At 69.8% G+C, this 24,690-nt stretch carries 21 protein-coding genes; 15 read left to right on the forward strand and 6 right to left on the reverse strand.

Annotated features, from left to right (window positions below; genetic code table 11):
- Positions 1–76: 76 nt before the first annotated feature.
- On the forward strand, positions 77–562 hold the full coding sequence (locus tag GS4_RS16790) for a polyadenylate-specific 3'-exoribonuclease AS (protein WP_007622713.1): 486 nt from the start codon (positions 77–79) through the stop codon (positions 560–562).
- A 106-nt stretch (positions 563–668) separates the two neighbouring features.
- Positions 669–2,063 carry a class II 3-deoxy-7-phosphoheptulonate synthase gene (locus tag GS4_RS16795; protein WP_007622715.1) on the forward strand — a complete coding sequence of 465 codons (1,395 nt, stop codon included), beginning with the start codon at positions 669–671 and terminating at the stop codon, positions 2,061–2,063.
- Positions 2,064–2,116: 53 nt separating this feature from the next.
- Here GS4_RS16795 and GS4_RS16800 read toward each other — a convergent pair whose 3' ends face one another.
- Entirely contained in the window at positions 2,117–3,358 is a 1,242-nt protein-coding gene (locus GS4_RS16800; RefSeq protein ID WP_040510877.1) for a protein kinase domain-containing protein, read from the reverse strand.
- Between the two features lie 171 nt (positions 3,359–3,529).
- Here GS4_RS16800 and GS4_RS16805 point away from each other — a divergent pair, with 171 nt between their 5' ends.
- The gene (locus tag GS4_RS16805; protein ID WP_007622719.1) at positions 3,530–3,895 is read left to right on the forward strand and encodes an Rv2175c family DNA-binding protein; all 366 of its coding nucleotides are present in this window, start codon (positions 3,530–3,532) and stop codon (positions 3,893–3,895) included.
- 113 nt (positions 3,896–4,008) lie between these two features.
- Here the strand turns inward: GS4_RS16805 and GS4_RS16810 are convergent, their stop codons facing one another.
- Positions 4,009–5,679: an alpha-(1->6)-mannopyranosyltransferase A gene (locus GS4_RS16810; RefSeq protein ID WP_083862754.1), complete on the reverse strand. Its 1,671-nt coding sequence runs from the start codon at positions 5,677–5,679 to the stop codon at positions 4,009–4,011.
- A 65-nt stretch (positions 5,680–5,744) separates the two neighbouring features.
- Positions 5,745–6,902, reverse strand: coding sequence for a polyprenyl synthetase family protein (locus GS4_RS16815; protein WP_007622723.1), 1,158 nt, complete (start codon positions 6,900–6,902; stop codon positions 5,745–5,747).
- A gap of 92 nt (positions 6,903–6,994) precedes the next feature.
- Here GS4_RS16815 and GS4_RS16820 point away from each other — a divergent pair, with 92 nt between their 5' ends.
- On the forward strand, positions 6,995–7,951 hold the full coding sequence (locus GS4_RS16820; protein WP_007622725.1) for a methylenetetrahydrofolate reductase: 957 nt from the start codon (positions 6,995–6,997) through the stop codon (positions 7,949–7,951).
- Positions 7,952–7,979: 28 nt separating this feature from the next.
- Here GS4_RS16820 and GS4_RS16825 read toward each other — a convergent pair whose 3' ends face one another.
- The 3 genes from GS4_RS16825 to GS4_RS16835 are packed head-to-tail and all read right to left on the reverse strand — an operon-like array spanning position 7,980 to position 11,295.
- Positions 7,980–8,897: an LppM family (lipo)protein gene (locus GS4_RS16825; protein ID WP_007622727.1), complete on the reverse strand. Its 918-nt coding sequence runs from the start codon at positions 8,895–8,897 to the stop codon at positions 7,980–7,982.
- Entirely contained in the window at positions 8,894–10,564 is a 1,671-nt protein-coding gene (locus GS4_RS16830; RefSeq protein WP_007622729.1) for a phytoene desaturase family protein, read from the reverse strand. Before GS4_RS16830 ends, GS4_RS16825 begins: the two co-directional genes overlap by 4 nt.
- Positions 10,561–11,295, reverse strand: a complete 735-nt coding sequence (locus GS4_RS16835) for a GNAT family N-acetyltransferase (protein ID WP_007622731.1) — start codon at positions 11,293–11,295, stop codon at positions 10,561–10,563. The genes GS4_RS16830 and GS4_RS16835 overlap by 4 nt, the downstream gene beginning before the upstream one ends.
- A gap of 316 nt (positions 11,296–11,611) precedes the next feature.
- Here GS4_RS16835 and GS4_RS16840 point away from each other — a divergent pair, with 316 nt between their 5' ends.
- The 11 genes from GS4_RS16840 to ftsW all read left to right on the forward strand — a co-directional run.
- Complete coding sequence (locus GS4_RS16840) at positions 11,612–12,067, forward strand: SAV_6107 family HEPN domain-containing protein (protein WP_007622734.1); 456 nt, start codon at positions 11,612–11,614, stop codon at positions 12,065–12,067.
- Positions 12,068–12,265: 198 nt separating this feature from the next.
- Positions 12,266–12,670: an SCO2097 family morphological protein gene (locus tag GS4_RS16845; RefSeq protein WP_007622736.1), complete on the forward strand. Its 405-nt coding sequence runs from the start codon at positions 12,266–12,268 to the stop codon at positions 12,668–12,670.
- A 500-nt stretch (positions 12,671–13,170) separates the two neighbouring features.
- Positions 13,171–13,611 carry a division/cell wall cluster transcriptional repressor MraZ gene (gene mraZ, locus GS4_RS16850; RefSeq protein WP_007622738.1) on the forward strand — a complete coding sequence of 147 codons (441 nt, stop codon included), beginning with the start codon at positions 13,171–13,173 and terminating at the stop codon, positions 13,609–13,611.
- 406 nt (positions 13,612–14,017) lie between these two features.
- On the forward strand, positions 14,018–14,956 hold the full coding sequence (gene rsmH / locus GS4_RS16855) for a 16S rRNA (cytosine(1402)-N(4))-methyltransferase RsmH (RefSeq protein ID WP_040510880.1): 939 nt from the start codon (positions 14,018–14,020) through the stop codon (positions 14,954–14,956).
- Positions 14,953–15,906: a cell division protein FtsL gene (gene ftsL, locus GS4_RS16860; protein ID WP_007622742.1), complete on the forward strand. Its 954-nt coding sequence runs from the start codon at positions 14,953–14,955 to the stop codon at positions 15,904–15,906. Before rsmH ends, ftsL begins: the two co-directional genes overlap by 4 nt.
- Before the next feature lie 21 nt (positions 15,907–15,927).
- A complete protein-coding gene (locus tag GS4_RS16865; protein WP_040510837.1) occupies positions 15,928–17,832 on the forward strand; it encodes a peptidoglycan D,D-transpeptidase FtsI family protein in 1,905 nt (634 codons plus the stop codon).
- Positions 17,833–18,102: 270 nt separating this feature from the next.
- Positions 18,103–19,749, forward strand: coding sequence for a UDP-N-acetylmuramoyl-L-alanyl-D-glutamate--2,6-diaminopimelate ligase (locus tag GS4_RS16875; RefSeq protein ID WP_007622746.1), 1,647 nt, complete (start codon positions 18,103–18,105; stop codon positions 19,747–19,749).
- Positions 19,749–20,360 (forward strand): hypothetical protein, encoded by a 612-nt coding sequence (locus GS4_RS16880; protein ID WP_007622748.1) that lies wholly within the window; start codon positions 19,749–19,751, stop codon positions 20,358–20,360. Before GS4_RS16875 ends, GS4_RS16880 begins: the two co-directional genes overlap by 1 nt.
- On the forward strand, positions 20,357–21,451 hold the full coding sequence (gene mraY, locus GS4_RS16885; protein ID WP_007622750.1) for a phospho-N-acetylmuramoyl-pentapeptide-transferase: 1,095 nt from the start codon (positions 20,357–20,359) through the stop codon (positions 21,449–21,451). The genes GS4_RS16880 and mraY overlap by 4 nt, the downstream gene beginning before the upstream one ends.
- Positions 21,444–23,048 (forward strand): UDP-N-acetylmuramoyl-L-alanine--D-glutamate ligase, encoded by a 1,605-nt coding sequence (murD, locus tag GS4_RS16890; RefSeq protein ID WP_040510840.1) that lies wholly within the window; start codon positions 21,444–21,446, stop codon positions 23,046–23,048. Before mraY ends, murD begins: the two co-directional genes overlap by 8 nt.
- The coding region (gene ftsW, locus GS4_RS16895; RefSeq protein ID WP_007622753.1) for a putative lipid II flippase FtsW at positions 23,045–24,690 on the forward strand (1,646 nt) is incomplete at its 3' end. The genes murD and ftsW, both read left to right, overlap by 4 nt.

Here is a 24,690-nt window from a genome sequence, read left to right on the forward strand (position 1 = left end):
CATCGGCATCCGGGTCAGGGCGCCGTGGTGGCGTCCCGGACCGTCGGCCGGAACGTCGGTGACGAATACTTGCCGTATGCGGTTCTTCTACGACTCGGAGTTTATCGAGGACGGCCGGACGATCGATCTGGTCTCGATCGGTGTCGTCGCGGAGGACGGACGTGAATTCTACGCGGTGTCCACCGACTTCGATCCGGGCCGGGCCGGTGACTGGGTCCGGGCCAACGTCCTGCCCAAGCTGCCGTCTCCGTCCTCGCCTGCGTGGCGGGACCGGCGGCGGATTCGCGACGACCTCCTCGACTTCCTCACCGCCGACGGTGACGACATCGAACTGTGGGCCTGGGTGGGTGCATATGACCACGTCGTGCTGTGCCAACTGTGGGGTCCGATGACCGCGTTGCCACGGGTGATCCCGCGATACACGCGAGAGCTGCGTCAGCACTGGGACGCCGCCGGACGCCCCACGCTGCCGCCCGCACCACGCGATGCCCACGACGCGCTCAGCGATGCTCGTCACAATCTCCGCAAGTGGCAGGCGATCGAGGAGGCCACCGCCCGCTGATCGCGCCCGGTGGTCCTGCCCGCTGATCCCGCCTGCGGTCCACCGAAGGCGCGGGTCAGCGGCCCCTCACGGCCTGTCGGCGGTCCGCCGGACTACGCTGACGAGCGTGGTGAATTGGACCGTGGACGTACCGATCGACGACCTCCCGGAGCTCCCGCCCCTGCCGGGCGAGCTCGAGCATCGCTTCGCCGATGCCCTCAGCCGGCCCGCGGTGCAGCAGCCGTCCTGGCCTGCCGACGCCGCCGCCCGGATGCGCACGGTCCTGGAGAGTGTGCCGCCGATCTGCATGCCCGCCGAGGTCGAGTCGCTGTCGGCGCAACTCGCCGAGGTCGCACATGGTCGAGCCTTCCTGCTGCAGGGCGGCGACTGTGCCGAGACCTTCGCCGACAACACCGAGCCGCACATCAAGGGCAACATCCGCACGTTGCTGCAGATGGCCGTCGTGCTGACCTACGGCGCGAGTCTGCCGGTGGTCAAGGTCGCCCGGATCGCCGGGCAGTACGCCAAGCCGCGGTCGTCGGACACCGACGCCCTGGGGCTGCCGTCCTACCGCGGCGACATGGTCAACGGGTTCCCCGCGGATCCGAGTGTCCGTGAACACGACCCGTCGCGGTTGGTCCGCGCCTACGCGAACGCGGCTGCGGCGATGAATCTCGTGCGCGCGCTGACCGGCTCGGAGGCGAACCTGCACAAGGTCCACGTCTGGAACCGCGAGTTCGTCCGCACCTCGCCCGCCGGCGCACGGTACGAGGCCCTCGCTGCCGAGATCGATCGCGGCCTGCGCTTCATGGATGCCTGCGGGGTGACCGACTCCAGTCTCGAGAGTGCGGCGATCTTCGCCTCTCACGAGGCGCTCGTCCTGGACTACGAGCGGGCGATGCTCCGCCTCGCCACCGATCCGGCCGACCCCGACAGCCAGGTGCTCTACGACCTCTCGGCGCACTTCCTGTGGATCGGGGAGCGCACCCGCCAACTCGACGGTGCCCACATCGCGTTCGCAGAACTGATCAACAACCCGATCGGCGTGAAGATCGGCCCGACGACGTCACCCGAACAGGCTGTCGAGTACGTCGAGCGGCTCGACCCACGCAACACCCCGGGCCGACTCACGCTGGTGGCGCGCATGGGCAACGGCAAGGTCCGGGAGGTGCTGCCCGGCATCGTGTCCGCGGTCGAGGCCACCGGCCACAAGGTGATCTGGCAGTGCGATCCGATGCACGGCAACACCCATGAGTCGTCGACCGGATACAAGACCCGTGACTTCGACCGGATCGTCGACGAGGTGCAGGGATTCTTCGAGGTCCATCGCGCACTCGGCACGCATCCCGGTGGGGTGCACATCGAACTCACCGGCGAGGACGTCACCGAGTGTCTCGGCGGCGCGCAGGACATCTCGGATCTCGACCTGGCCGGGCGGTACGAGACCGCGTGCGACCCGCGACTCAACACCCAGCAGTCGTTGGAGCTCGCGTTCCTGGTCGCGGAGATGTTGCGCGGCTGACCCCGCCACTCCTCGCGGCGAGGTAGCCGACGATCCGCGAGGCCAGGGTGTCGTCAGCTGAGCACGGTGGCGCCGACCCACCAACCGGCCGCGCCGACCGCGGCGGCGATCAGCAGGACGACGAGAATCCAGACGAGCGCCCGGACGCGCCCGCCCGACGGTTCGTCGAACACCGCCACCGCGGACGACCGCGTGCGGTCGAACGCGGGCCGTGGCCGGTACCGCCCTCCGCCGTCGTGCTCCTCGCGGTCGCCGAACCCGTCGTGGTCGTACCGATCGTCGTGCTCGTCGACCGAGCCGACGCCGGCCCCTGGACCGCCGGGAGCACCCGGATCGGTCTGCACCCGCGTCTGGCGTGGGGTGTCGACCGGCCGCCGATCCTCGGCCCGCATCCGCGCCATGGTGGACCGCTCGGCCGAACGTCGCGGCGCGGGCACCGTGAACGGCGGCAGATCAAGGTCCTCGGCGACTGCGAGCAGGGCCTCGCGCATCGCGAAGCCGTCGGCGTAGCGGTCGGCCGGGTCGCGTTCGGTCGCACGCAGCACGACCTCGTCGAATTCCTCGGGGACACCGTCGATCACGTCGCCGGGTGCCGGGACGTCGAAGCTCAATCGCTGATATGCGAGGGCCAGCGGGGAGTCTCCGCGGAAGGGTGTTCGTCCGGTGAGCAACTCGAACATCATCACGCCCATCGAATAGACGTCGCTGCGTGCGTCGGCGTGTGTGGACTGCACCTGCTCCGGCGACAGGTATGCCGCTGTGCCCAGGATGACGCTCGCGGACGTGACCCCGGCTTCGGCGACGGCGCGCACCAGCCCGAAGTCGGCGACCTTCACCTCGCCCGAATCGGAGATCAACACGTTCTCCGGCTTCACATCCCGATGCACCAGACCGGCGGCGTGCGCGGTGCCCAGACCGCCGAGCACGGGGTCGGCGACCGCGACGACCGCATGCGGCGGCATCGGTCCGCGTTCGCGCAGCAGCTCTCGGAGGCTCCCACCCTCCACCAGTTCCATGACGAGGAAGGCGGTTCCGCCGTCGATGCCCTGGTCGTAGACCGCGACGAGTCCCGGGTGTTTGAGCCCGGCGACCGCACGTGCCTCGAACTCGAAGCGCCGCAGGAAGGTCGGGTCGCCGCTGTAGCGCGAATCCATCACCTTGACCGCGACGGACCGGCCCAGGCGCAGGTCCTCGCCGACATAGACCGCCGACATCCCGCCGCGTGCGATGGGTGCGTCGATCCGGTACCGGTCCTCGATGACCGTGCCCAGGACCGCGTCGACAGGACTGTTCACGAGTCCCGAATCTACCGGCCGCACCGCCCGGTCTGCGGGATCGACGCCCGTCGCGTCCACCGATCGAGGTGTCGGGGAGCCGTACCCGACCCGGGGCTGCGCCCCATCACGGTTGCGGCGTATCCGGCGGGAGCGTTTCGGTGGCGCGGCCGAGCCGGTAAGCTGACCGACGTGGGATCGCTGCCACTGTCTCCGAATGTCCTGCCCGCCGACGCCGACACATACACCGTGGACGAGGTCGCGGCTCGTCTCCGGGTATCTCCGGGCCGGGTACGTACGCTGATCAACGACCATCATCTGCTCGCCGTCTCCAAGGACGGTGCGCCGGCGGTGCCCTCGCTGTTCTTCGACGACCACGGCATCACCAAACATTTCAACGGCCTCGTCGACGTCCTCCTCGACGGCGGATTCAGTCGGGACGACGCCCTCGCGTGGTTGTTCACGGTGCAGGACGACCTCGGCATCCATCCCGCTCAGGCCCTGCACACGCACTCCGCTCGCGAGGTCATCCGGCGCGCGCAGGCCGAGGCCTTCTGAGCCGACGGTCACCTCGCCACCGCCACGGCACCCCGGTGTACTACGCCCGACGCCCGACCGGCCGCCTGACGGCTGATTCCGACGACTAGCGTCCGACGACTAGCGTCCGACGGCTAGCGTTTGACGACGCCCTCGGTCGCAGCGCTGCCGTCCCTCTCGTTTCCGAGACCCGCCGCATCGGCGCGCGAACCCCACAGCCACGCAACCGAACGTCGTAGCCGCAGCGGATCCACACGGAGCACCGACCAGGCCGCCAGGACCGAGAGCGCAAGCGCCAGAAGCGTTTCCGGCACCTTGTAGAACACGATCGAGTCGTCCGGCTGGAACACGATGAGCATGAACGTCGACACCCCGACGATCAGGGCGCGAACCCGAGGGGGGAGGGTGAAGGCGACCAACACGCCCAGCAACCAGGTGTAGTACCAGGGCAGGGTCGACGGCTCGAGGACCAGCACCGCGGCCATCGCCCATGCCATCCCGACCATCGCCGACCGCGCATCGCGCCGATACCGCCACCACAACCACACCAGCAGGACGGCGAGCACCACCTGCGCGACGAGCCGGGTGACCGACAGGACCGGTTGGATGTTCAGCGCCGTGAACGGTGCCGCGATCAGCGTCACGGCGTGCGCGACGACCGTGGGGACCGTGAACCAGTTGATGATCCGGTCGGCCCAACCCAGGCCGGTCAGCCAGCCGAGCCCGAGTCCGAGCGCCACCGTGCAGACGGCGAACACCGCCACGGGGATGAGCGTCACCGCGGCGAAGACGCCGACCACCGTGCGTGTCGAGATCCCGGTCGGCTTCTCCCCACCAGCCACCCCGACAGCTGCCTGTCCGTCGGCCGGCCCTGCGTGGGCGGCCGCCGCGGCGTCGGGATCGCCGTCGGCAGCGGTGCGCTGATCGCGGAGGTGCGACAACCAGATCCACACCACGAACGGGATCGCGATGCCGGCCGTGACCTTGATCGAGACGGCCAGACCGAGGACCGCGGTGCCCAGGACGTGTCGGCGCCCGAGCACCAGGGCGAGGCCGGTGACGACCACACCCAGCAGCAGGAGTTCGACATGCGGCCCTCCGACGAGGTGGATCACCACCATCGGGTTGAACAGCACCAGCCACAGCCCCATCCGGGCGGACGCGCCGAAGGTCCGGGCGATCCGGGGGATCGCCCACAGCGCCAACAGGAGTCCGGGCACCATGACGAGGCGGACCGCGATGACGCCGAGGATCACATGATCGCCGGTCACCTCGACGACGCCGCGGGTCAGCGCCATGAAGAACGGTCCGTACGGTGCGGTGGTGGTCGCCCAGACCTGCGCCATGCTGTCGAGCAACGGGCCGGGGTAGTGCGCCGGTCCATCTGCGTACGGGTCGAACCCGGCGCGGAACACCGCCGCCTGTGCTAGGTACGCATAGACGTCGCGACTGTAGATCGGGACCGTCACCAGCATCGGCACCGACCACATCAGCGCCCACCAACGCAACGCGCGCAGTGATGGTGCCGGCGTCGTCGGATGCTCAGTTGCCGGTCCGTCGGATCGTTCCGGGCGGACGGCGAGTCGGCGACCGAGTCGTATCCACGCGATCACCATCGCCGCGACGCCGAGCCAGAACACCGTGGCCGACAACGTCTTCCCGTGCCCATACGACATCCAGGCGAATCCGGCATCGGCTGCGACCGGGTGCGCGCGCGGGATGTCGGCCACCCCGAAGGCGCCGATGGCCACGAGGACCGACCCGACGGCGCCGACGATCAGGTCGAGCCGGGCCGAGCCTCCCATGACCCCACCTCGGGTGGTCTGGCGGTCGTCCTCGACGGGCGCGTCATCCGACGGCGGCACGAGGCTCACGATTCCCGGTGTGCGATGCGGGTGGCCAGCGCCACCAGCTGGGCCCGGATGTCGGCGCCGAGATCGGCATCGTCGAGGGTGGCGGTGGCGGACTCGACCAGACCCGCGATACGCGTCTCGATCTCGTCGACCGCGCCGACGTCGTGGAGGATTCCGCGAGCGGTCGCGACCTCGTCGTCGGTCAGGGGCCGACCGATCAGTGTCCGCAGGCGGCCGGCGAGTTCGGGGTTGCGGCGGGCCGCGCGGTCGAGTCCGATCGCGACGAGGACGGTCTGCTTGCCCTCGACCAGGTCGTCGCCGGACGGCTTGCCGGTGCGCTCGGGATCGCCGAACACCCCCAGCAGATCATCACGCAGCTGGAAGGCGATGCCGAGATCCTCACCTGCGGAACGCAGGTCGTCGATGAGCGACTCCGGAGCCCCGGCCAGTGTCGCGCCGAGCTGCAGCGGCCGGACGACCGTGTATGCAGCGGTCTTGAAGCGCATCACCCGGTAGGCGGCCTCGACCGTGTCGTCGCCGTCGGCCTCGGTGATGATGTCCAGGAGCTGGCCTCCGAGGACCTCGGTCCGCATCGCCGACCAGACCGCAGCCGACGTCGCCGGCAGTGACCGTCGCCCGGCGCCGGGTTCGGTCCCTGGCACGATCCCGTGCACCAGGTCGTCGGCCCAGGCGAGCGCCAGGTCGCCGACCAGGATCGCCGACGCAACGCCGTGATCGGTGGCATCGCCGGACCAGCCGGCCGCCCGATGTCGGGTCTCGAACCGTCGGTGCAGTGTCGGACGGCCGCGGCGGGTGTCGGAGTGATCGATGATGTCGTCGTGGATCAGCGCGCAGGCCTGGATCAGTTCCAGTGCTGCGCCGACCCGCAGCACGTCCGTCTCGTCCGGCGTCCCGGTGGAACCCCCGACCGCGATCGGTGGGCCGCTGCGTTGCGGCGAGGACACCCCGGCCAGCCAGCCGGCATGGGCGAAGACCGGCCGGATGCGCTTGCCGCCCTGCAGGACGAAGTCACGTAGCTCTTCTCCGGCGGCGCCGACGACCGGCGCGACCATGCCGGCGGCCGGGACCGCGGAGTCCAAGACGGTGCGCAACACCGCCTCGACAGCGGTCGGAACGTCGTCGAGTGAGGTGATCGGCTGGTGCGGGGCGGTCACCCAGCCAGGCTAGGGGACTCGCGCGCATCCGCGGGCGCGAGGTCGGCCGGTGCAGCCCGATCCGCTCCGGCGCAACTCCGTATGCTGTTGCCGTGACCTCCGCTGCCCACTCGCCGTCGATCGTGGACCGGCTGTCCGCGCCACATCGCGGTCCGGTGCCTTTCTCGGTCGAGTTCTTCCCGCCTCGTGACGACGAGGGCGAGATGCGGCTGTGGCGTGCGGTGCGGGTGTTCGAACGACTCGGCCCGGCCTTCGTGTCGATGACCTACGGTGCCGGCGGCTCCACCCGTGACCGCACCGTGCGCATCACCGGCGAACTCGCCGAGCAGACCACCCTGCTGCCGGTCGCCCATCTCACCGCGGTGAACCACTCGATAGACGAGTTGCGTGCGCTGGTCGGCTCCTACGCCGACCGAGGCATCACCAACATCCTCGCGCTGCGCGGTGACCCGCCCGGTGACCCGCTCGGCGAGTGGCATGCCCACCCCGAGGGCGTCGAGTACGCCCAGGAACTCGTGCGGCTCATCGACGAGCTGGGCGACTTCCACGTCGGGGTGGCCTCGTTCCCGGAGGGCCACCATCGTGCCCGCGACCTCGACCACGACACCGAGACCCTTGTCGGCAAGCTGCGGGCCGGCGCCGAGTACTCGATCACCCAGATGTTCTTCGATGTCGAGCACTATCTCCGCCTGCGCGACCGACTGGCCGCGGCAGACCCCGAACAGGCGGCCAAGCCACTGATCCCGGGCATCATGCCCATCACATCGTTGGCGAGTGTCCGACGCATGGTCGAGCTGTCGAACTCGGTCATCCCGCCGTCCGTCGACGCCCGTCTCGCGGCGGCTGCCGGTCCCGGCGACGAGGAGGACCGTGCAGCCGTGCGTGCGGTCGGGATCGACCTCGCGACGGAGATGGCTGAGCGACTCATCGCCGAAGGTGCACCCTGCCTGCACTTCTGCAGCCTCAACTTCGCCAAGGCGACCAGCGAGGTGTTGCAGCGACTCGGTGTCGATGTCAGCGCGGCGGTCCCGGTGGCCACCCCTTCCTGACTCGCCGCTCGCCGACCGCGCCGATCACTCAGCGCGAGACGGGGTCCCGCTTGCTCGGTGTCGAGCGGCCGCCGTCGCGCGGGCGCCCCGGCCGCGGACCGCGGTACCGGGATACATACGCCAGTCGCACGATCACGGCGATCACGACCACGCAGATGATCGCCAGCAGCCAGGTCCAGCTCCCGACCGCGGCGGTGGCCGGGTCGGCGTAGGTGGAGTCCGCGCTGAAGTCGGAGGGCTTGCGCGGCTCGGGGGTCCACGTGACCGCGTACTCGCCCGTCTGGTCGCCGTTGGTCGCCGACACCGGGCCGTCGAAGACCACCGAGAACTGGACGTAATCGCGACCGGGGACCAACTCGGTGAGGTCGGCGGTCCCGCGGAAGCGCACGACGTCGCCGCTGCGCTTTGCGGTGAGGTCCATGCTCATCGACGAATCGCCGAAGGCTCCCGCGACGATGTCGCCGAGCTGACTGAACTGACCTGCGGTGAGGTCGGTGAAGCTGGCACGGGTGCCGATCCGTGCGGGCTCCTCCGCATCCTGATCGTCGGATGATCCTTGGGCGTCGTCGGCACCCGAGGTCGGTGCCCCCGACTCGCCGGCCGAGGGTGCCTCCGACTCCGCGGTCGACGACGGCGAGCCGCTCGTCGAATCGCCGTCGCCGGGACCGACCCGGTAGTCGCTGAGCGTGACCCGACTCGACATCGACTCCGGGACGTCCAGGCGCGGTGCCCCACGCGGATTGTCCGGGGACGTCGCGACGATGATGCTGCCCGAGAACCGGTCACCGACGGTGGTCGAGCGCTCCAGACATCCGGTCAGGAAGAAGGATGCGGACAGCATCGCGAGGACCAGGACGACGGGACCGAGACGGCGGGGGAACGATCGCACCCCGACATCGTGCCAGATCCGACCCGGTGTCCCGGGGTGCGCCGTGCCCGCGCTCATCCGCGTGTTGCCGACCGGAAGCCGCGTCGGCCGAGGATCCGCTGCGCCGCGACCCGACCACTGGCGCCGGTCACACCGCCGCCGGGATGCGCCGACGCGCCGGCCAGGACCACGCCGTCGGCGCCGGGTATGCGGGCGTCGGCGAGGTCGGGGTGCGGACGGAACATGAACATCTGGTCGATGGTCATCTCCACGTGCATGATGTTGCCGCCGATCAGACCCAGCTCGGACTCGAGGTCGGCGGGCGTCTGGACGTGCACGTGGTCGGTGGCCGCGGTGATGCCGGGGGCGTGCCGTTCGAGTTCGGCGCGGACCGCGTCCCCGGCCTCGGTGGCCAGATCGGCCCAGTCCCGCCCCTCGGAGAGCCGTCGAGGATGCCACTGCGCCCAGAGCGAGACCTGGTGCGTTCCGGGAGGAGAGATGGTCGGGTCGAGGGCCGAGAAGCTCATCGCGATGCAGGCCGGACGGTCGGGGAGCTCGCCGACCTCGGCGGCCGCGTGCGACCGGCGTAGCTGCGCGCGGTCGGTGACGAGCAGTCCGAGTGCCGAGTGGACACCGTGTGCGGGGAGATCGCCGGGGAGGTCGCGGTAGGTGGGGAGCGCGCTGGTGCCCAGGCGGACCGCCATGCCGATCCCGTTGCCGACGATGATCGCCGATCTCCAGGCGTCCACCATGTCGCGGTCGTGCCCGCCCGCTGCCAGCAGGTCCAGGGTGGTCAGGATGTGGCACGCGGCGACGATCGACCGCGCACAGTGGGTTCCGCTCCCGGTGCCGTCGGGCTCGCCGGTGGTAACGCGCCAGTGGTCGCCGCAGCGGGTGAGTGCGGTCGCAGGCGAACCGGTGTGCACCTCGCCACCGGCCGCCTCGATCCGGTCGATCAGGGCGGTGGTCAGAGCGCCGCTACCGCCTACCGCCCGTCCCGGCGGGATATCGTGCATCAGCGCCGCGAACCCGACCATCGGTGCGGTCGCGGGCGCGTTCATCGGCGGCCCGGACTGCGCGCCGAACCATGCGAGGGCGGCCTTCAGGTGCTCCGACCGGAACCACCGGTCGAGCAGGGCGTCGCCGGAGGACATCAGGTCCTGGGTCACCGACGTCAGTTCGCCCGCGCGTCGGCCGATCTGGCCCGTTCGCGCCGTGGACGCCGTTGTACCCAACCCGGCGAAGACACGGAGGAAGCGACCAGGGGTCGCGGGCTCGTAGAAGGCATTCATCACCGCTCGCGCCCGTGGCCGCCAGACGTCGACGAACCGGCGGTAGGCGTCGGCATCCGCAGGGCCGCAAGCACGTTCGATGGACGCACAGGTGGCGTCCAGATCCGTGCGGAAGACGATCGGTGGCGCCGATTCGGTTGCGGGTGCGAACGCCCACGGATCGCAGTCGAGGTAGCGCAATCCACCGTCGGCGAGTGACAGCTCGTCGGGGATCGGGGAGTGCCGGATCATCAGGTGCGCCGACGATCCGCGGTCGACCCGGTGGCCGGGGAAGCGCTCGACCGTGGACACCGCACCACCCGGCACGGTGTCGCGTTCGAGTACCCGGACCGAGCGTCCGGCGCGCGCGACGTAGGCGGCTGCCACCAGACCGTTGTGACCGGCGCCGACCACCACGGTGTCCCACACCTGGTGTGTGGGGGTGTGGCGACGGTCGGGGGCGGCGGGCGTCACCGCGGGTCAGCCCCCGGAGTCCACGGGGCCGGCCGGCCGGGCGCCTGCGGCTGTTGCGGTGAGGGCGCCTGCGGCTGTTGCAGTGAGGGCGCCTGCGGCGCGGGCTGCAGGGGGAGCGGACGACCGAGGAATGCGAACGGTCGCGGGTCGCCGGTGAAGGTGAAGTGTCGCAACACGTCACCGAAGCCCATGCGGCGGTACAGCGACCATGCGCGGTTCTCCTCGCCGGGGACCTCCGGGGTCGAGAGCAGGACCCGACGCTCGACACGTCCCTCGAGGAGTCGGGTGAGCAGCCACTGGCCGATGCCGCGGCCCTGCGCGGTGGGGTGGACGTGCAACTCGGTCAACTCGAAGTAGTTGTCGGCGACGTCCTCGATGGCGTGGGCCGGATATCCCGACAACCGGAGTCCGGTGCGCAGCTGCTGATTCCACCACTGGTCCCGACCACCGCGGTAGCCGTAGGCAATGCCCACGAGGACCTCGTCGTCGGCGACCGCCACCGGCGGGCGGACCCTGCGGACGGCGGTCGGCGCCGTTCGCGCGGCCGGCCCGACGGTTGCGACGGCACCCACCGCGCGCCAGCCCGGCCGGGCGATGTGATCGCGCCACAACGCCGACCGGTGGATCTCCGTACCGCGCGGGTATTCCATCGCGGTGACGTAGATGTCGAGCGCGGGATCCAGCCAGATGCGGGCATCCTGTGCGGTCAGGTCGACGAGACGGATGGTCACCGAACGCCAGTCCTCTCGTCGAACCCGCGACCACCCGTACCGGTGGCCGTGCATCGTTCACTCGGATGCCGCCTCGGTCGCCTTGAACCCGACCGCTGCGCTAGCTATATTGAATCTGTCGAACGGGTGTTCGATGAATCAGCCTCCGCAAGCTGTTCTGACCCACCCCGACGACGATGTCCGGTCCGGTGGTGGACGAGGGAAGCGTGCGTCACCGGGCCGGGCGCCCTGACGGGCCGCGATCGGGCATGATCACCCGTCTCGCAGCGTTGATCACGAAGACGCCCCAGCACCGGGCGGGAACCGAGGAGGGGACATGGCAGACACGACCGTCACCATCGATCCGGTCGTGGTCCAGCGCGGCCGCGACCTCCTCGAGCGCGCCGACATCCTGTTCGAGAACGCCGATGGGGTCCCGGACTCCGCCGAGCGGTTCCGGCAGTACTACCTCGCGGCGCTGCGAGGGGCCGGTGCGGCACTCGCACTCCACGAGCCGCGTACGCGCCCTGCCCGTCGGGTCGGCTCACGCGACGCCTGGAGTCGTATCGCGACGACGGTTCCGGCCCTCGGTGACCGAGCCGGCCGTTTCGCTTCGCTGTCGCGGACGCGCATGGACATCGAGTCCGGTCTCGTTCGTTCGGTCGACGAACAGACCGTCGTCGGATTGCGCCGGCAGGTCGCCGAGTTCCTGGATCTCGTCGAGCGCCTCGTGATCGCCTATGAGCAGGGCAAGTTGGCCCATCAGACCGTTCGGCACGACCGAACCGCGTGATGCTGCCCACGTGCCGACGGTTCTCAGCACGGTGGTAATCGACGTAACCGGAGGTAATGGTGGTCGCGGGGTGATTCACCTCGTATCATTGACGGCAGACCGGCCGTATACGACGGCCAGGGGCACCGACACCCGTCACCGAACCTCCGCGTTCGCCACCGTGCGATGTCCCGCAGATCAGGAGGAGAAGGAGGGTCGGTGCCACTCTCGGAGCACGAGCAGCGCATGCTCGAACAGATCGAAAGCGCTCTGTATGCCGAAGACCCGAAGTTCGCGTCGAACGTCAAGCGTCGGCGCCTCGGCAAGACGAACGGACGTCGGCGGTTGCAGGCCGTCGCCGTGTTCGTCCTCGGCCTCGTACTGCTGATCGGCGGACTCATCGTCGACGTCCACATCGGCGGATTCCCGATCATCAGCCTCGTCGGCTTCCTGGTCATGTTCGGCGCCGGCCTCCTCGCGCTCTGGGGCGGCGGTTCGGCCGAGCGAGCAGCCGCGAAGGGCGGTGCCGCCTCTGGTGGCAAGGCGCCGCGGGCGGCCGGGCCGAAGCGTAAGTTCACCGAGCGCATGGAGGAGCGGTTCAACCGCCGGTTCGAGCAGGAATGATCGGACCGGGCCCGGTGATCGTCGCCGAGCGCCCCTGACGCCCCCTCCTCGCACACCCATACAAACAGAAGGGCCGCACATCGCATCCGATGTGCGGCCCTTCTGTCTGTCCGACGCACGACATTCCGCTACACAGTGGGACCAGTCGGCCGGGACGTGGCCACCATCTCCGCGCGATCACCCCCTGCGATCCCCACGGTCACCCACCCCGATCCCCACTGTCACCCACGGCAATCCCCACTTCGCCCCACAGTGGCCGATACGCATGCCTCACCAGCCACTTTTGTCTAAGTACATCCCTCTGGCATCGCAGATGATCGATCGTGACGCGCCGTGTGGCGGCGGTGAACTCCGGATCAGCACCCCTGTGAACTGCACATATGTGCTGCGGTGGGGAACTGGGGGCGTCAGAGGGTGGAAAGTGGTGGAAAGTGGGGTACAGTGGCAGCACTGGGTGAGGAGATCCGGAACTCCACTCTCAGTGGGCAGGAGGTGTCGACATGTCCGTGCGATTCGTCGGCACCTACACGCCCAAGTTGGACGACAAAGGGCGACTCACGTTGCCCGCCAAGTTCCGTGACGCAGTGGCAGGAGGCGTGGTGGTCACTCGAGGCCAGGACCGCAGCCTGTCGGTGTATCGGAACGAGGAGTTCGATGTGTTGGCGGAGAACACGATGGCGGCATCGCGCAACGATCCCGAGGCGCGGGCATACCAGCGGTATTACTTCGCCAGCGCCGACGAACAGCGTCCGGACGGACAGGGGCGGGTGACGTTGTCCGCGGGGCACCGCGACTACGCCGAGCTGTCCAAGGAGTGTGTGGTGATCGGCGCCTTCGATCATCTGGAGATCTGGGACGCGCAGAGGTGGCGCGAATACCAGAGCGAGCACGAGGAGAACTTCTCGGCCGCGGGCTCGGCTGCGCTGGACGCGCTGCTGTAGCGAGCGGGACGCAGACGTGACGAGGGCTTCGGACGGGACGAGGCCCCGGCCCGGTGCGACCCTGGCGTACTTCCCCAACGCCAGGTGCGCAACCGGACCGGGACCCCGATCCGTCGGACGCCTCCGCCATCGCCGCAGCGGAACCACGATCCACACCGGATGCGCCGAGGCGGTGTCGACTCCTTCCCCGACGGCCGTCGCGCCGACGTCTCTCCGCGGCCGATCGCCCATCCCGAATCATCCGAGTGACCATCGTGACGTAGTGGAGGAATCCGGCGCGTCGTGCAGTGCGAGGAAGAAGCCGGTGAACGCAGACCCTGACGACCAGCCGGCCGACGGTGGTGCGGAGGCGCACGGCGAATCGGCCGAACCGCGCCGATCGGGCCCGCACGGCCACATCCCGGTGATGGCCGATCGCATAATCGAATTACTCACTCCTGCACTCGGTTCGGCCGAGCGTCACTCTCCCGTCTTCGTCGACCTGACCCTCGGCGCAGGTGGTCACTCCGAGCTTGTGGCGGACACCTTCCCGTCCGCGCGGGTGATCGGCGTCGACCGAGACGAGTCGGCCCTGGGCATCGCACGCGAGCGTCTCCGCGCCCACGGTGACCGGATCTCCTTCCATCAGGCCCGATTCGACGAGTTGCCGCGGGTTCTGGTCGACGCCGACGTCACCTCCGTCGACGGCGTCCTCTTCGATCTCGGCGTCTCGTCGATGCAACTCGACCGTGCCGCACGCGGATTCGCCTACGCCACCGACGCCCCGCTGGACATGCGGATGAACTCCGACGACGAGCTGACCGCCGCGGATGTGTTGAACACCTACTCCCACGGTGAGTTGGCGCGGGTCTTGTCGGAGTACGGCGAAGAGCGTTTCGCCGGCCGCATCGCCTCGGCGGTCCTGCGGGAACGCGAACGTGAACCGTTCACCACCAGCGCACGTCTGGTGGAGTTGCTGTACGCCTCGATTCCGGCGGCGACGCGACGCACCGGAGGTCATCCGGCGAAGCGGACCTTCCAGGCGCTGCGCATCGAGGTCAACCACGAACTGGACGCACTGATCGCCGCGTTACCCGCCGCGCTGTCGGCGTTGGCCGTCGGGGGACGGGTCGTGGTGATGAGCTATCAGTCACTCGAGGATCGGATCGTCAAGCGCGAGTTCGCTCGTCAGACGACCTCCACCTCCCCGGCCGGCCTTCCGGTGGAACTGCCCGGGACGGCACCGCGATTCCGCCTCGTCACCCGGGGCGCTGAGCGGCCCACGGAGGCCGAGTTGGCACTCAACCCCAGGTCCGCGCCGGTGCGCGTGCGGGCCATCGAACGCGTCGAGGAGGATCGGCCATGACGACCGTGTACGACGACACGACCATCGACGAGGGTTTCGACGATGCGGACCTCGACCGAGCCCGACCGGGCGCCGGCCGGCGTGAGCGCACCCGGGTCGACCGGGATCGCGCGACGCGTTCTCGATCGGCGCAGCGGGCGATCGACCGGCGGCGTCGGCGGATCGAGCGCGAACACCGCGCTGCGATGTCCGCACCGCAGGTGGCCGAACGTCCGACCCGGGCGATCGGCGTCCGTAGAGCGACTCTGCGCGAGCGTGTCTCGACTGTCCCGTTCGTCGTCCCCGTCATCGCGCTCCTGGTCGTCGGGCTCGGTCTGAGCCTGTGGCTGTCCACCCGGTCGGCTCAGGACTCGTACCGCATCGGCATCGAGCGGGACCAGAACCAATCGCTCCTCGACCGTCGCGATGCGCTCAAGCGAACCTTCGACTCCGGGGACTCCGCGCCCGAATTGTCGGACAAGGCTTCGCGACTCGGCATGATCCCGGCGCAGAATCCGGCCCGGATGGTGGTCGATGCGAACGGTCGTGGACGGATGATCGGTGACCCCACCCCCGCGGAGGGCAAGGCGATGGGGTCGATCAACCCGTCGACACAACCGGATCCGGCGAAGTCGATCGACACCTCGAAGGTGGACGACTCGCGTGGACTGGGCGGCGACGCGCCGGCCGATCCGGACGACGGCACCGCTGCCGGCGCGGGCGGTACCGGGAGAGATTCCGCGGCCGCCGATCCCGGTGGAGCCAATTCTGCTGCGCCGCAGGACTCGATCGATCCCGGCGGGGCAGCTCCGACCTCGCCGGCGCCCGATGTCGCCGCACCGAACGGGACCACGCCGGGTGCGTCGGTGGCCCCCGGGGCCGCACGTCAGGGCGATCCGAATCGCCCGGCGCCGAACGTCCTTCCGCCGAATGGCAACTCGCCGGGCGCCAATGCGGCTCCCACACGCTGATCACGGGAACAATCGGAAACCATGACACGTGCCGATTTCCATCGTCTCGGCGGCCGCCCCCCGCGGCCGTCGGGGCGTCCCGATGGCGGCGGTGGCGGTTTCACCCCGATGCGGGATCCGCGGCAACCGCACAAGTTCGTCTTCCGCGCCCGCATCGCCGGTGTGGTGGTGATCCTCGCGGTCGTCGCCGTCGCCGTCCGGATGGTGGTGGTGCACACCATCGAGGCCTCGTCGATCTCGGCGCAGGCGGCACAGCAACGCGAACACACCCAGGTGATGACCGCGAAACGCGGAGCGATCCTGGACCGTAACGGCCGGCCACTGGCCTACACCGACGAGGCGCGCGCATTGACGTTCCTCCCGCAGGCGGTTCGCAAGTCGTTGGACGAGGCACACCGCAAAGACCCTTCCGTCCCGGATGCGAACATTCGGCTGGATGCCATCGCCAAAGGGGTCTCATCGGCTCTGGGCGGTTCGATCAGCGAAGACGATCTCCGCGAGAAGCTGACGAGCAAGGACACCTTCGTCTACCTCGCGCGGTCGGTCAGTTCCGACGTGGCCGCGAAGATCATGGAGGACTACCCGGAGGTCGGTGCCGACCCGCAGAACATCCGCCTCTATCCCGGCGGGTCCTTGGCGGCCAATGTGATCGGCGACGTCAACTACGACGGCAACGGACTCATCGGACTCGAGGCCTCGATGGACTCGGTGCTCGCCGGCACCAACGGTTCCAAGACATACGACCGCGGCTCCGACGGCGCGGTGATCCCGGGCAGCACCCGCAACGTCCATCCGGCCATCAACGGCTCGACGGTGCGGTTGACGCTCGACTCCGACGCGCAGTGGTTCGTCCAGAGTCAGGTCTCGCGGGCCAAGGCACTGTCGGGCGCACGCAACGCGTCCGCGGTCGTGCTCGACGCCCACTCCGGTGAGGTCCTGGCGATGGCCAACGACAACACGTTCAACGCGTCCAAGCCGATCGACGAGCAGAAGGACTCGGATCTGGGCAACCGGCCGGTCACCTCGCCGTTCGAGCCGGGCTCGGTGAACAAGATCATCACCGCGGCCGCGGCGATCCAGTACGGGATCACCACCCCGGAGCAGGTCCATCGCGTTCCCGGGAGCATCCAGATGTCCGGGGTGACCGTCAACGACGCGTGGGCGCACGGAGTGGAGCCGTTCACCACCACCGGCATCTTCGGCAAGTCGTCCAACGTCGGCACCCTGATGCTCGCGCAGAAGGTCGGGGAGAAGCGGTTCGCTGACCTGGTCTCCGCCTTCGGCCTCGGTGCCCGCACCGGCGTTGGCCTGCCGGCCGAGAGCGGCGGAGAAGTGCCTGCGCTGAGTCAATGGTCGGGCGGTTCGTTCGCCAACCTGCCCATCGGACAGGGACTCTCGATGACCCTGTTGCAGATGGCCGGCATGTATCAGGCGATCGCCAACGACGGGCTGCGCGTCCCGCCACGGATCCTGATGTCGGAGCAACGCGACGGACGCGACGTCGAGGAGGCGTCGAAGCCCGATCCGGTGCGGGTGGTGAGCCCGCAGACGGCCACCACGGTGCGCAACATGTTCCGCGCGGTGATCCAGGACGACCCGACCGGGGTGCAGCAGGGCAGCGGCAGCAAGGGCGCCGTGCCCGGCTACCAGGTGTCGGGTAAGACGGGCACCGCCCAGCAGGTCGATCCGTCCTGCGGCTGCTACTCGAATTCGCGCTACAACATCACGTTCGCGGGGATCGCGCCGTCGGACTCACCGCGGTACGTGATCGGCATCATGCTCGACAACCCGCGGCGCAGCAGCGACGGTTCGGGCGGCCAGTCCGCTGCGCCGCTGTTCAGCACCATCGCGTCGTGGATGTTGCAGCGCGACCGGGTGCCGCTGTCGGCGAGGCCGACGCCGAGGTTGATACTGCAGGCCCAGTGAGTCGACGATCACCGGTGTGCGGCGGGGGAGCAGCCGAGCGCTGACGGTATCGTGAGTGCGTTCCGATGCGGGTCGGTCATGCCCGCCCGGCGTCGCCGGTCGCGGTGTGCGAAGACGACGACCAGGTCGAATCGGTGACCTGACCGGCATGCGCCACCCACCGGGCGGCCGTGCACATTCGGCCGGGCCGGTGGCTCGACCGGCTTCGGCCGGGTGCGTGACCCACCCGACCGACCCCAGCGACCGAGCGAGACGAGGAGGCGGAGACCCATGGCGTCCACACGTCCCGACCGATCCGGCACCGGACGACGCCGCACCGGGCGTCTGGTCCCCCGCCATGTCGACCCGACTCCGGTGTCGGTCCTGTCCACAGCCACGGGGGCCCGCGTCGACCTCATCGGGATCGCCGCCGACGACATCGCCGTCCAGGGCGTCACCCTGCGGGCTCAGGAGGCCTCGGCGGGCGATCTCTTCGCTGCCCTTCCCGGCGGTCGTGCGCACGGCGCCCAGTTCGCCGACCAGGCGATCGCGGCGGGGGCCACGGCGATCCTCACCGACCATGCCGGTCGTTCCCTGCTGTCCGAGGTGCTGCCGCCGGACGCGGCGTGCGCGGTCCTGGTCCACCCGAATCCGCGGGCCGTGCTCGGTGGCGTGAGCGCCCGCATCTACGGCTACCCGTCGCAGCGGTTGAAGCTCATCGGCATCACCGGGACGTCGGGTAAGACGACCACCGCCTACCTGACCGAGGCGGCGCTGCTCGCCGGGGGACACTCGGTCGGGCTCATCGGGACGGTCGAGACCCGCATCAACGGGGTCGCCCAACCCAGCTCCCTGACCACCCCGGAGGCACCGACTCTCCAGGCGATGCTGGCCGCGATGCTCGAGGACGGTGTCGACGCGGTGGTGATGGAGGTGTCCAGCCATGCCCTCGCGCTCGGTCGTGTCGACGGTGCGCACTACGCCATCGGCGCCTTCACCAACCTGTCGCAGGATCACCTCGATTTCCACGAGACGATGGCGGCCTACTTCGATGCCAAGGCTCAGCTGTTCGCGCCCGGATCGTCGACGCAGGCCGTTCGTTCGGTGGTCTGCGTCGACGACGACTGGGGCCGGCGGATGGCGGCGATCGCCGGCGCCGACGGGAAGTCGGAGCCGATCACGGTGGCCACCGGGGGCACCCCCGCGGCCTGGCGAGCCGGACCGTCGCGTGTCGGCGACGACGGCTCGCAAGGCGCGGACGTGACCGGTCCCGGTGGCGTGCACGCCGATCTGCGCGTGCCGTTGCCGGGGCGATACAACGTGGCCAACTCGCTCACCGCGCTGGCCATCGCGGTGGCTGCCGGTGTCCCGACGACGACGGCCGTCGACGCGATCGCCTCGGTGTCGGTGCCCGGACGTCTGCAGCGGATCGACGAGGGACAACCGTTCCTGACCGTCGTCGACTACGCACACAAGCCCGCGGCCGTGCAAGCGGTCCTGGAGACATTGCGGGCCCAGGCGCGTGCGCGGGTCGCCGTGGTCCTCGGCGCCGGAGGCGACCGCGACCGCGGCAAGCGACCGCTGATGGGTGCGGTCGCGGCACGGGGCGCCGACCTGGTGATCGTGACCGACGACAACCCGCGGACCGAGGACCCGGCCGACATCCGGGCGGCCGTGCTCGCCGGTGCCCGCGAGGTGCCTGCCGCAGAGCGTCCACCCGCCGCGGAGGAGATCCGGGAGATCGGCGACCGCGCCGACGCGATCGCAGCCGCCGTCGCGTGGGCGGACGACGACGACATCGTGCTGATCGCCGGCAAGGGACACGAGACGGGCCAGGAGATCGACGGCGTCAAGCATCCGTTCGACGACCGGGTGGTCGCGGCCGAGGCCATCATTGCGCGGGTCGGTGGCGGGTCGAGCCCGGCGGGAGCGCCGTGATGGCGGGGGATCACACCGCGCTGACGGTGCTGAGTTCGCGCGTCGACGCCACCGACGCGGACATCCGTGATCTGCTGCGCCGGGTCGCCGAACTCGCGTCGACGCCGCGCGGTGCCGATCGCGGCGCTCGACCGCGTACCTTCGCGATCCTGGGTGACCTGGTGGTCCCGGATGCGCCGACGGCTGACGCGACGGTCGTCGCACACGATCGGATCGGTCGGCTCGCCGTGCGCCTGGCCATCGACAAGACCTTGTGCATCGGGACATCTCGCGCGGTCCGAGCGACCTACCAGGGCGCCGTCATGGAGGGCTCCTGGGGCGACGAGGCCCTGGCGGTCGCCGACATCGGTGCGGCTCTGGAGCTCATCGGATCGGACGAGTCGTGGTTGCCCCGCGGCGGTGACGTCGTGCTGATCGCCGGCTCGGTCGGGGACCGGGCGGTCCTGGCCGACGCGTTCCGGGACAGGTCCGGGGCCGAGCTACACGAGATCGGGCCGGGGGAGGTCGGGTCCGGTGCGGTCGGTTCATGCGACGCGGACGCCGACGCGACGAGCGGGCGCGCGGACGCCGATGTGACCGAGCAGGACGAGAAGGGGAAGATACAGCGGTGACTCAGATCCTGATCGCGGGGGCGATCGCACTGGCGGTGTCGATCCTGCTGACACCGGTCCTGATCCGGGTGTTCTCCCGGCAGGGCTTCGGGCAGGAGATCCGGGTCGAGGGGCCGCAGAGTCACCAGACGAAGCGCGGCACGCCCTCGATGGGCGGCGTCGCCATCATCATCGCGCTGTGGGCCGGCTACGGCGGCTCACACATCGCGGGCTACTTCTTCGACGGCACCGGACCGTCGGCGTCCGGCCTGCTGGTTCTCGGCCTCGCGACCGTTCTCGGCGTGGTCGGCTTCCTCGACGACATCATCAAGATCCGCAAGCACCGCAACCTCGGGCTGAACAAGACGGCCAAGTCGATCGGTCAGCTCATCGCCGCGCTGCTGTTCGGTGTCCTGGTCCTTCAGTTCCGCAACGACTCCGGCTACACACCGTCGAGCACCCACCTGTCCTACGTCCGTGACATCGACGCCATCTCGATGGGGTCGGTCGCATTCGTGGTGTTCTGCTGGCTGGTCGTCGCCGCGTGGTCCAACGCGGTCAATTTCACCGACGGTCTCGACGGTCTGGCTGCCGGCTCGATGGCCATGGTGTTGGGCTCCTATGTGCTGGTGACCTTCTGGCAGTACCGCAACGCATGTGCGGGCGGACCCAAGGCCGCCGGTGACATCACGCCTGGCTGCTACGTCGTGCGCGATCCGCTCGATCTCGCGTTGATCGCCGTCGCGGGCGGCGGCGCATGTCTCGGATTCCTCTGGTGGAACGCGGCGCCGGCCAAGATCTTCATGGGCGACACCGGGTCGCTGGCGCTGGGCGGCATGCTCGCCGGACTCTCGATCACCACTCGTACCGAACTGCTCGCGGTCATTCTCGGCGCGCTCTTCGTCGCCGAGATCGTGTCCGTGGTCATCCAGATCGCCTTCTTCCGGACCACCGGACGCCGCGTGTTCCGGATGGCCCCGTTCCACCACCACTTCGAACTGGGTGGCTGGGCGGAGACGACGGTCATCATCCGCTTCTGGTTGCTGACCGCGATCGCCTGCGCCCTGGGGCTCTCGCTGTTCTACAGCGAGTTCCTCGCGGTCAGTGGCTGATCCGGTGGGCGCCACCGTGCCGGACCTGTCGACGGCAACCGTCGTGGTCGCCGGTGCGGGCACGGCCGGCCGGTCGGCGGCCGACCATCTGCTCGCGGTGGGTGCTCGGGTGGTCCTCGCCGACACCAGATTCGGATCGGCGGCCGACGGCCCCGCCGTGGATCGACCGGTCGCGGATGATCCGGTCGCACCGTTGCATGAGCGCGGCGCCCGACTGGTGTCGATCGATGCCTTGACCGACGATCCCTCTTGGACCGTCGACACCGACCTGGTGGTCGTGTCGCCCGGGTTCACACCCACCCACCCGCTGGCCGAGCTGGCGCAGGCGCACGGGCTGCCGGTGTGGGGTGAGGTCGAACTCGCCTGGCATGTCGACTCCGCGGGCGTCCTCGGGCCGCCGCGGACGTGGTTGGTGGTCACCGGGACCAACGGCAAGACGACCACCACATCGATGCTGGAGCAGATCGTCACCACCGGCGGTCGAGAGGCGTTGGCCTGCGGCAACATCGGTCTGCCCGTCCTCGATGCCCTCCGTCGGACACCGCGCGTCGAGGTGCTGTGTGTCGAGATGTCGTCGTTTCAGCTCCACTGGGCGCCGTCGGTGCATCCGGCTGCGGGCGTGGTGCTGAACGTCGCACCCGATCATCTCGATTGGCACGGGACGTTCGCCGCCTACGCCGAGGCGAAGGCGGGAGCGCTGCGCGGCGAGGTCGCGATCGTCGGCCTCGACGACGAGGTCGCCTCCGGACTCGCCTCGCCGGCCGGTGCGCGGCGCGTCGGCATCACGCTCGCGGAACCTCGAGAGGGCCAGGTCGGCATCGTCGACGGTCGGATCGTCGACCGTGCCTTCGACGCGGGCGACGACCTCGCCGATGTCGAGGTGATCCATCCGCCGGGTCCGTCGGGTCGCACCGACGCCGTGGCGGCTGCCGCACTCGCCGCCGCCATCGGAGTCGGTGCCGACGCGATCCGTACCGCCCTGGCCGACTTCCGGCCGGCCGCTCATCGCGGCGAGGTCGTCGCGGTGATCGACGGAGTCGCGTTCGTCGACGACTCCAAGGCCACCAACCCGCACGCCGCCCAGGCGGCCGTCCTGGGCCATCGACGGGTCGTGCTGGTGGCCGGCGGACTCCTCAAAGGTGCCGACGTCACCGACCTTGTGATCGGCACGCGAGATCGCCTCGCCGGTGTGGTCGCAATCGGCCGAGACCGCACGCAGATCGTCGACGCGATCGCGCGACACGCCCCAGAAGTCCCAACAGTCACACTGTTCACAGGGGACGATGGCCGGGTGACGATCCAGCGCACCGCCGTAGCCGTTCCGGGGGCAGCACCGCTGCCCGCCGACCCGCCTGTGACCGGTACATCCGCGGTCACGGATGTGGATCGCACGAATCCGTCGCAATCCGTCATGAACGCAGCGGTCGCCGAGGCGTGGACTCTCGCGGTCGGTGCCGACGACCGCCCGGACGCGGTACTCCTCGCGCCGGCCGCCGCCTCGTTCGACATGTTCGCGGGCTACGGCGCCCGCGGCGACGCGTTCGCGGGCGCCGCGCTCGCACTGCCCGGCGCGACGCGGCCGGGGGCGGGCCGGTGAGCCGCGACGGTTTCGACGCGGACCACGCGACCGCAGACGAATCGACCGCAGACGACTCGACTGCCGACGACGCCACCGCGGAAGACACCAGGGCGGACGGCTCAGACCCCGACGACCTCGATCGGGACGATGATGCCGGGTGGGAAGACGCCGCGGGGGGCGAGGAGCGGGAGGACGATGACGAATCGTCCACTCGCACCGCGCGATCCCGCCGCGACAGCGGATCGCGGAGCCGGACCGGACGGACCGCTCGGACGCGGACTCCCGCGTCGTCGGTTGCACGGGCCGTGCAGACGGACCTGGCCGCCTGGCCGGCCGCCGCGCTCGAAGGCGTGCGCAGCCTCCTGCGCCGACCGCTGGCGTCGTTCCACCTGATCCTCACCATCGCCTTCCTCCTGACGGCATTCGGTCTGGTGATGGTGCTGTCGGCATCGTCGGTCGAAGGCTATTCCAAGGACGGTTCGGCCTACGGGTTGTTCGCCACCCAGTTGACCTTCGCCCTCATGGGCCTGGTCGTGTTCTATCTGGCCCTTCGTGTCCCGGTGCGTCTGATCCGACGTGCCGCCGCGCCGATGATCGTGATCACCACGATCCTGCTGGCGCTCGTCCTCGTCCCCGGCATCGGCACCCTGAGTCAGGGCGCCCGCCGCTGGTTCGTGATCTCCGGCCTGTCCGTGCAGCCCTCGGAGCTGGTCAAGGTGGCGCTCTGCGTGTGGGGCGCACACCTGCTCGCATCGCGCCGACGCGACAATGCCTCCCTCAAGGAATTGTTGATCCCGCTCCTGCCGGTGGCGTTCCTCATCTGCGTGCTGATCATCCTCGAGCCGAACCTGAGCACCACGATCACCATCGCGATCATCGTCGGCGCGCTGCTGTGGTTCGCCGGTCTCCCGGTGCGGGTGTTCCTCACCTTCGCCGCCGCCGGCGTGGCCATCGCGGTCGTCCTCGCGCTGGTCGAGGGTTATCGGTCGCAGCGCGTGATGAGCTTCCTCGGCAACATCAACGATCCGCAGGGTGCCGGATACCAGGCGCGGCAGGCCACCTACGCGCTGGCGAACGGCGGGGTGTTCGGCGTCGGCCTCGGTCAGTCCAGTGCCAAGTGGAACTATCTGCCCAACGCGCACAACGACTTCATCTTCGCGATCATCGGCGAGGAACTCGGCCTCATCGGTGGACTGTTGGTGGTGATCCTGTTCGCGATCCTCGCGTTCGTGGGACTGCGCATCGCGCACCGCTCCACCGACCCGTTCCTCCGGCTGATGACCGCGACGATCACCGTGTTGATCACCGCGCAGGCATTCATCAACATCGCCTACGTCGTCGGCCTGCTCCCCGTGACCGGCATCCAGTTGCCGCTGCTGTCCGCGGGCGGTACCTCGACGCTCACGATCCTGGCGATGCTCGGCCTGATGGCCAACGCCGCACGTCACGAGCCGGAAGCGGTGGCCGCACTGGCAACCGGCCATCCGGGCCGTTTCAGCCGGTTGTTCCGGCTCCCGACGCCGGTGCCGTACAGCAAGACACGTGCCGAGCAGCTGCGTGACCGGCTCGACGGGCGTCGGCCCGGGGGTGCGCGGCGCGGCGGCGCCGCCGCTGCCCCGACCTCTCGCCGAGGTCGGCGGCCGGCCCCGGCCGCACCCGC

The sequence above is a fragment of the Gordonia soli NBRC 108243 genome (assembly GCF_000334455.1).
GTDB classification, from domain to species: Bacteria; Actinomycetota; Actinomycetes; order Mycobacteriales; family Mycobacteriaceae; genus Gordonia; species Gordonia soli.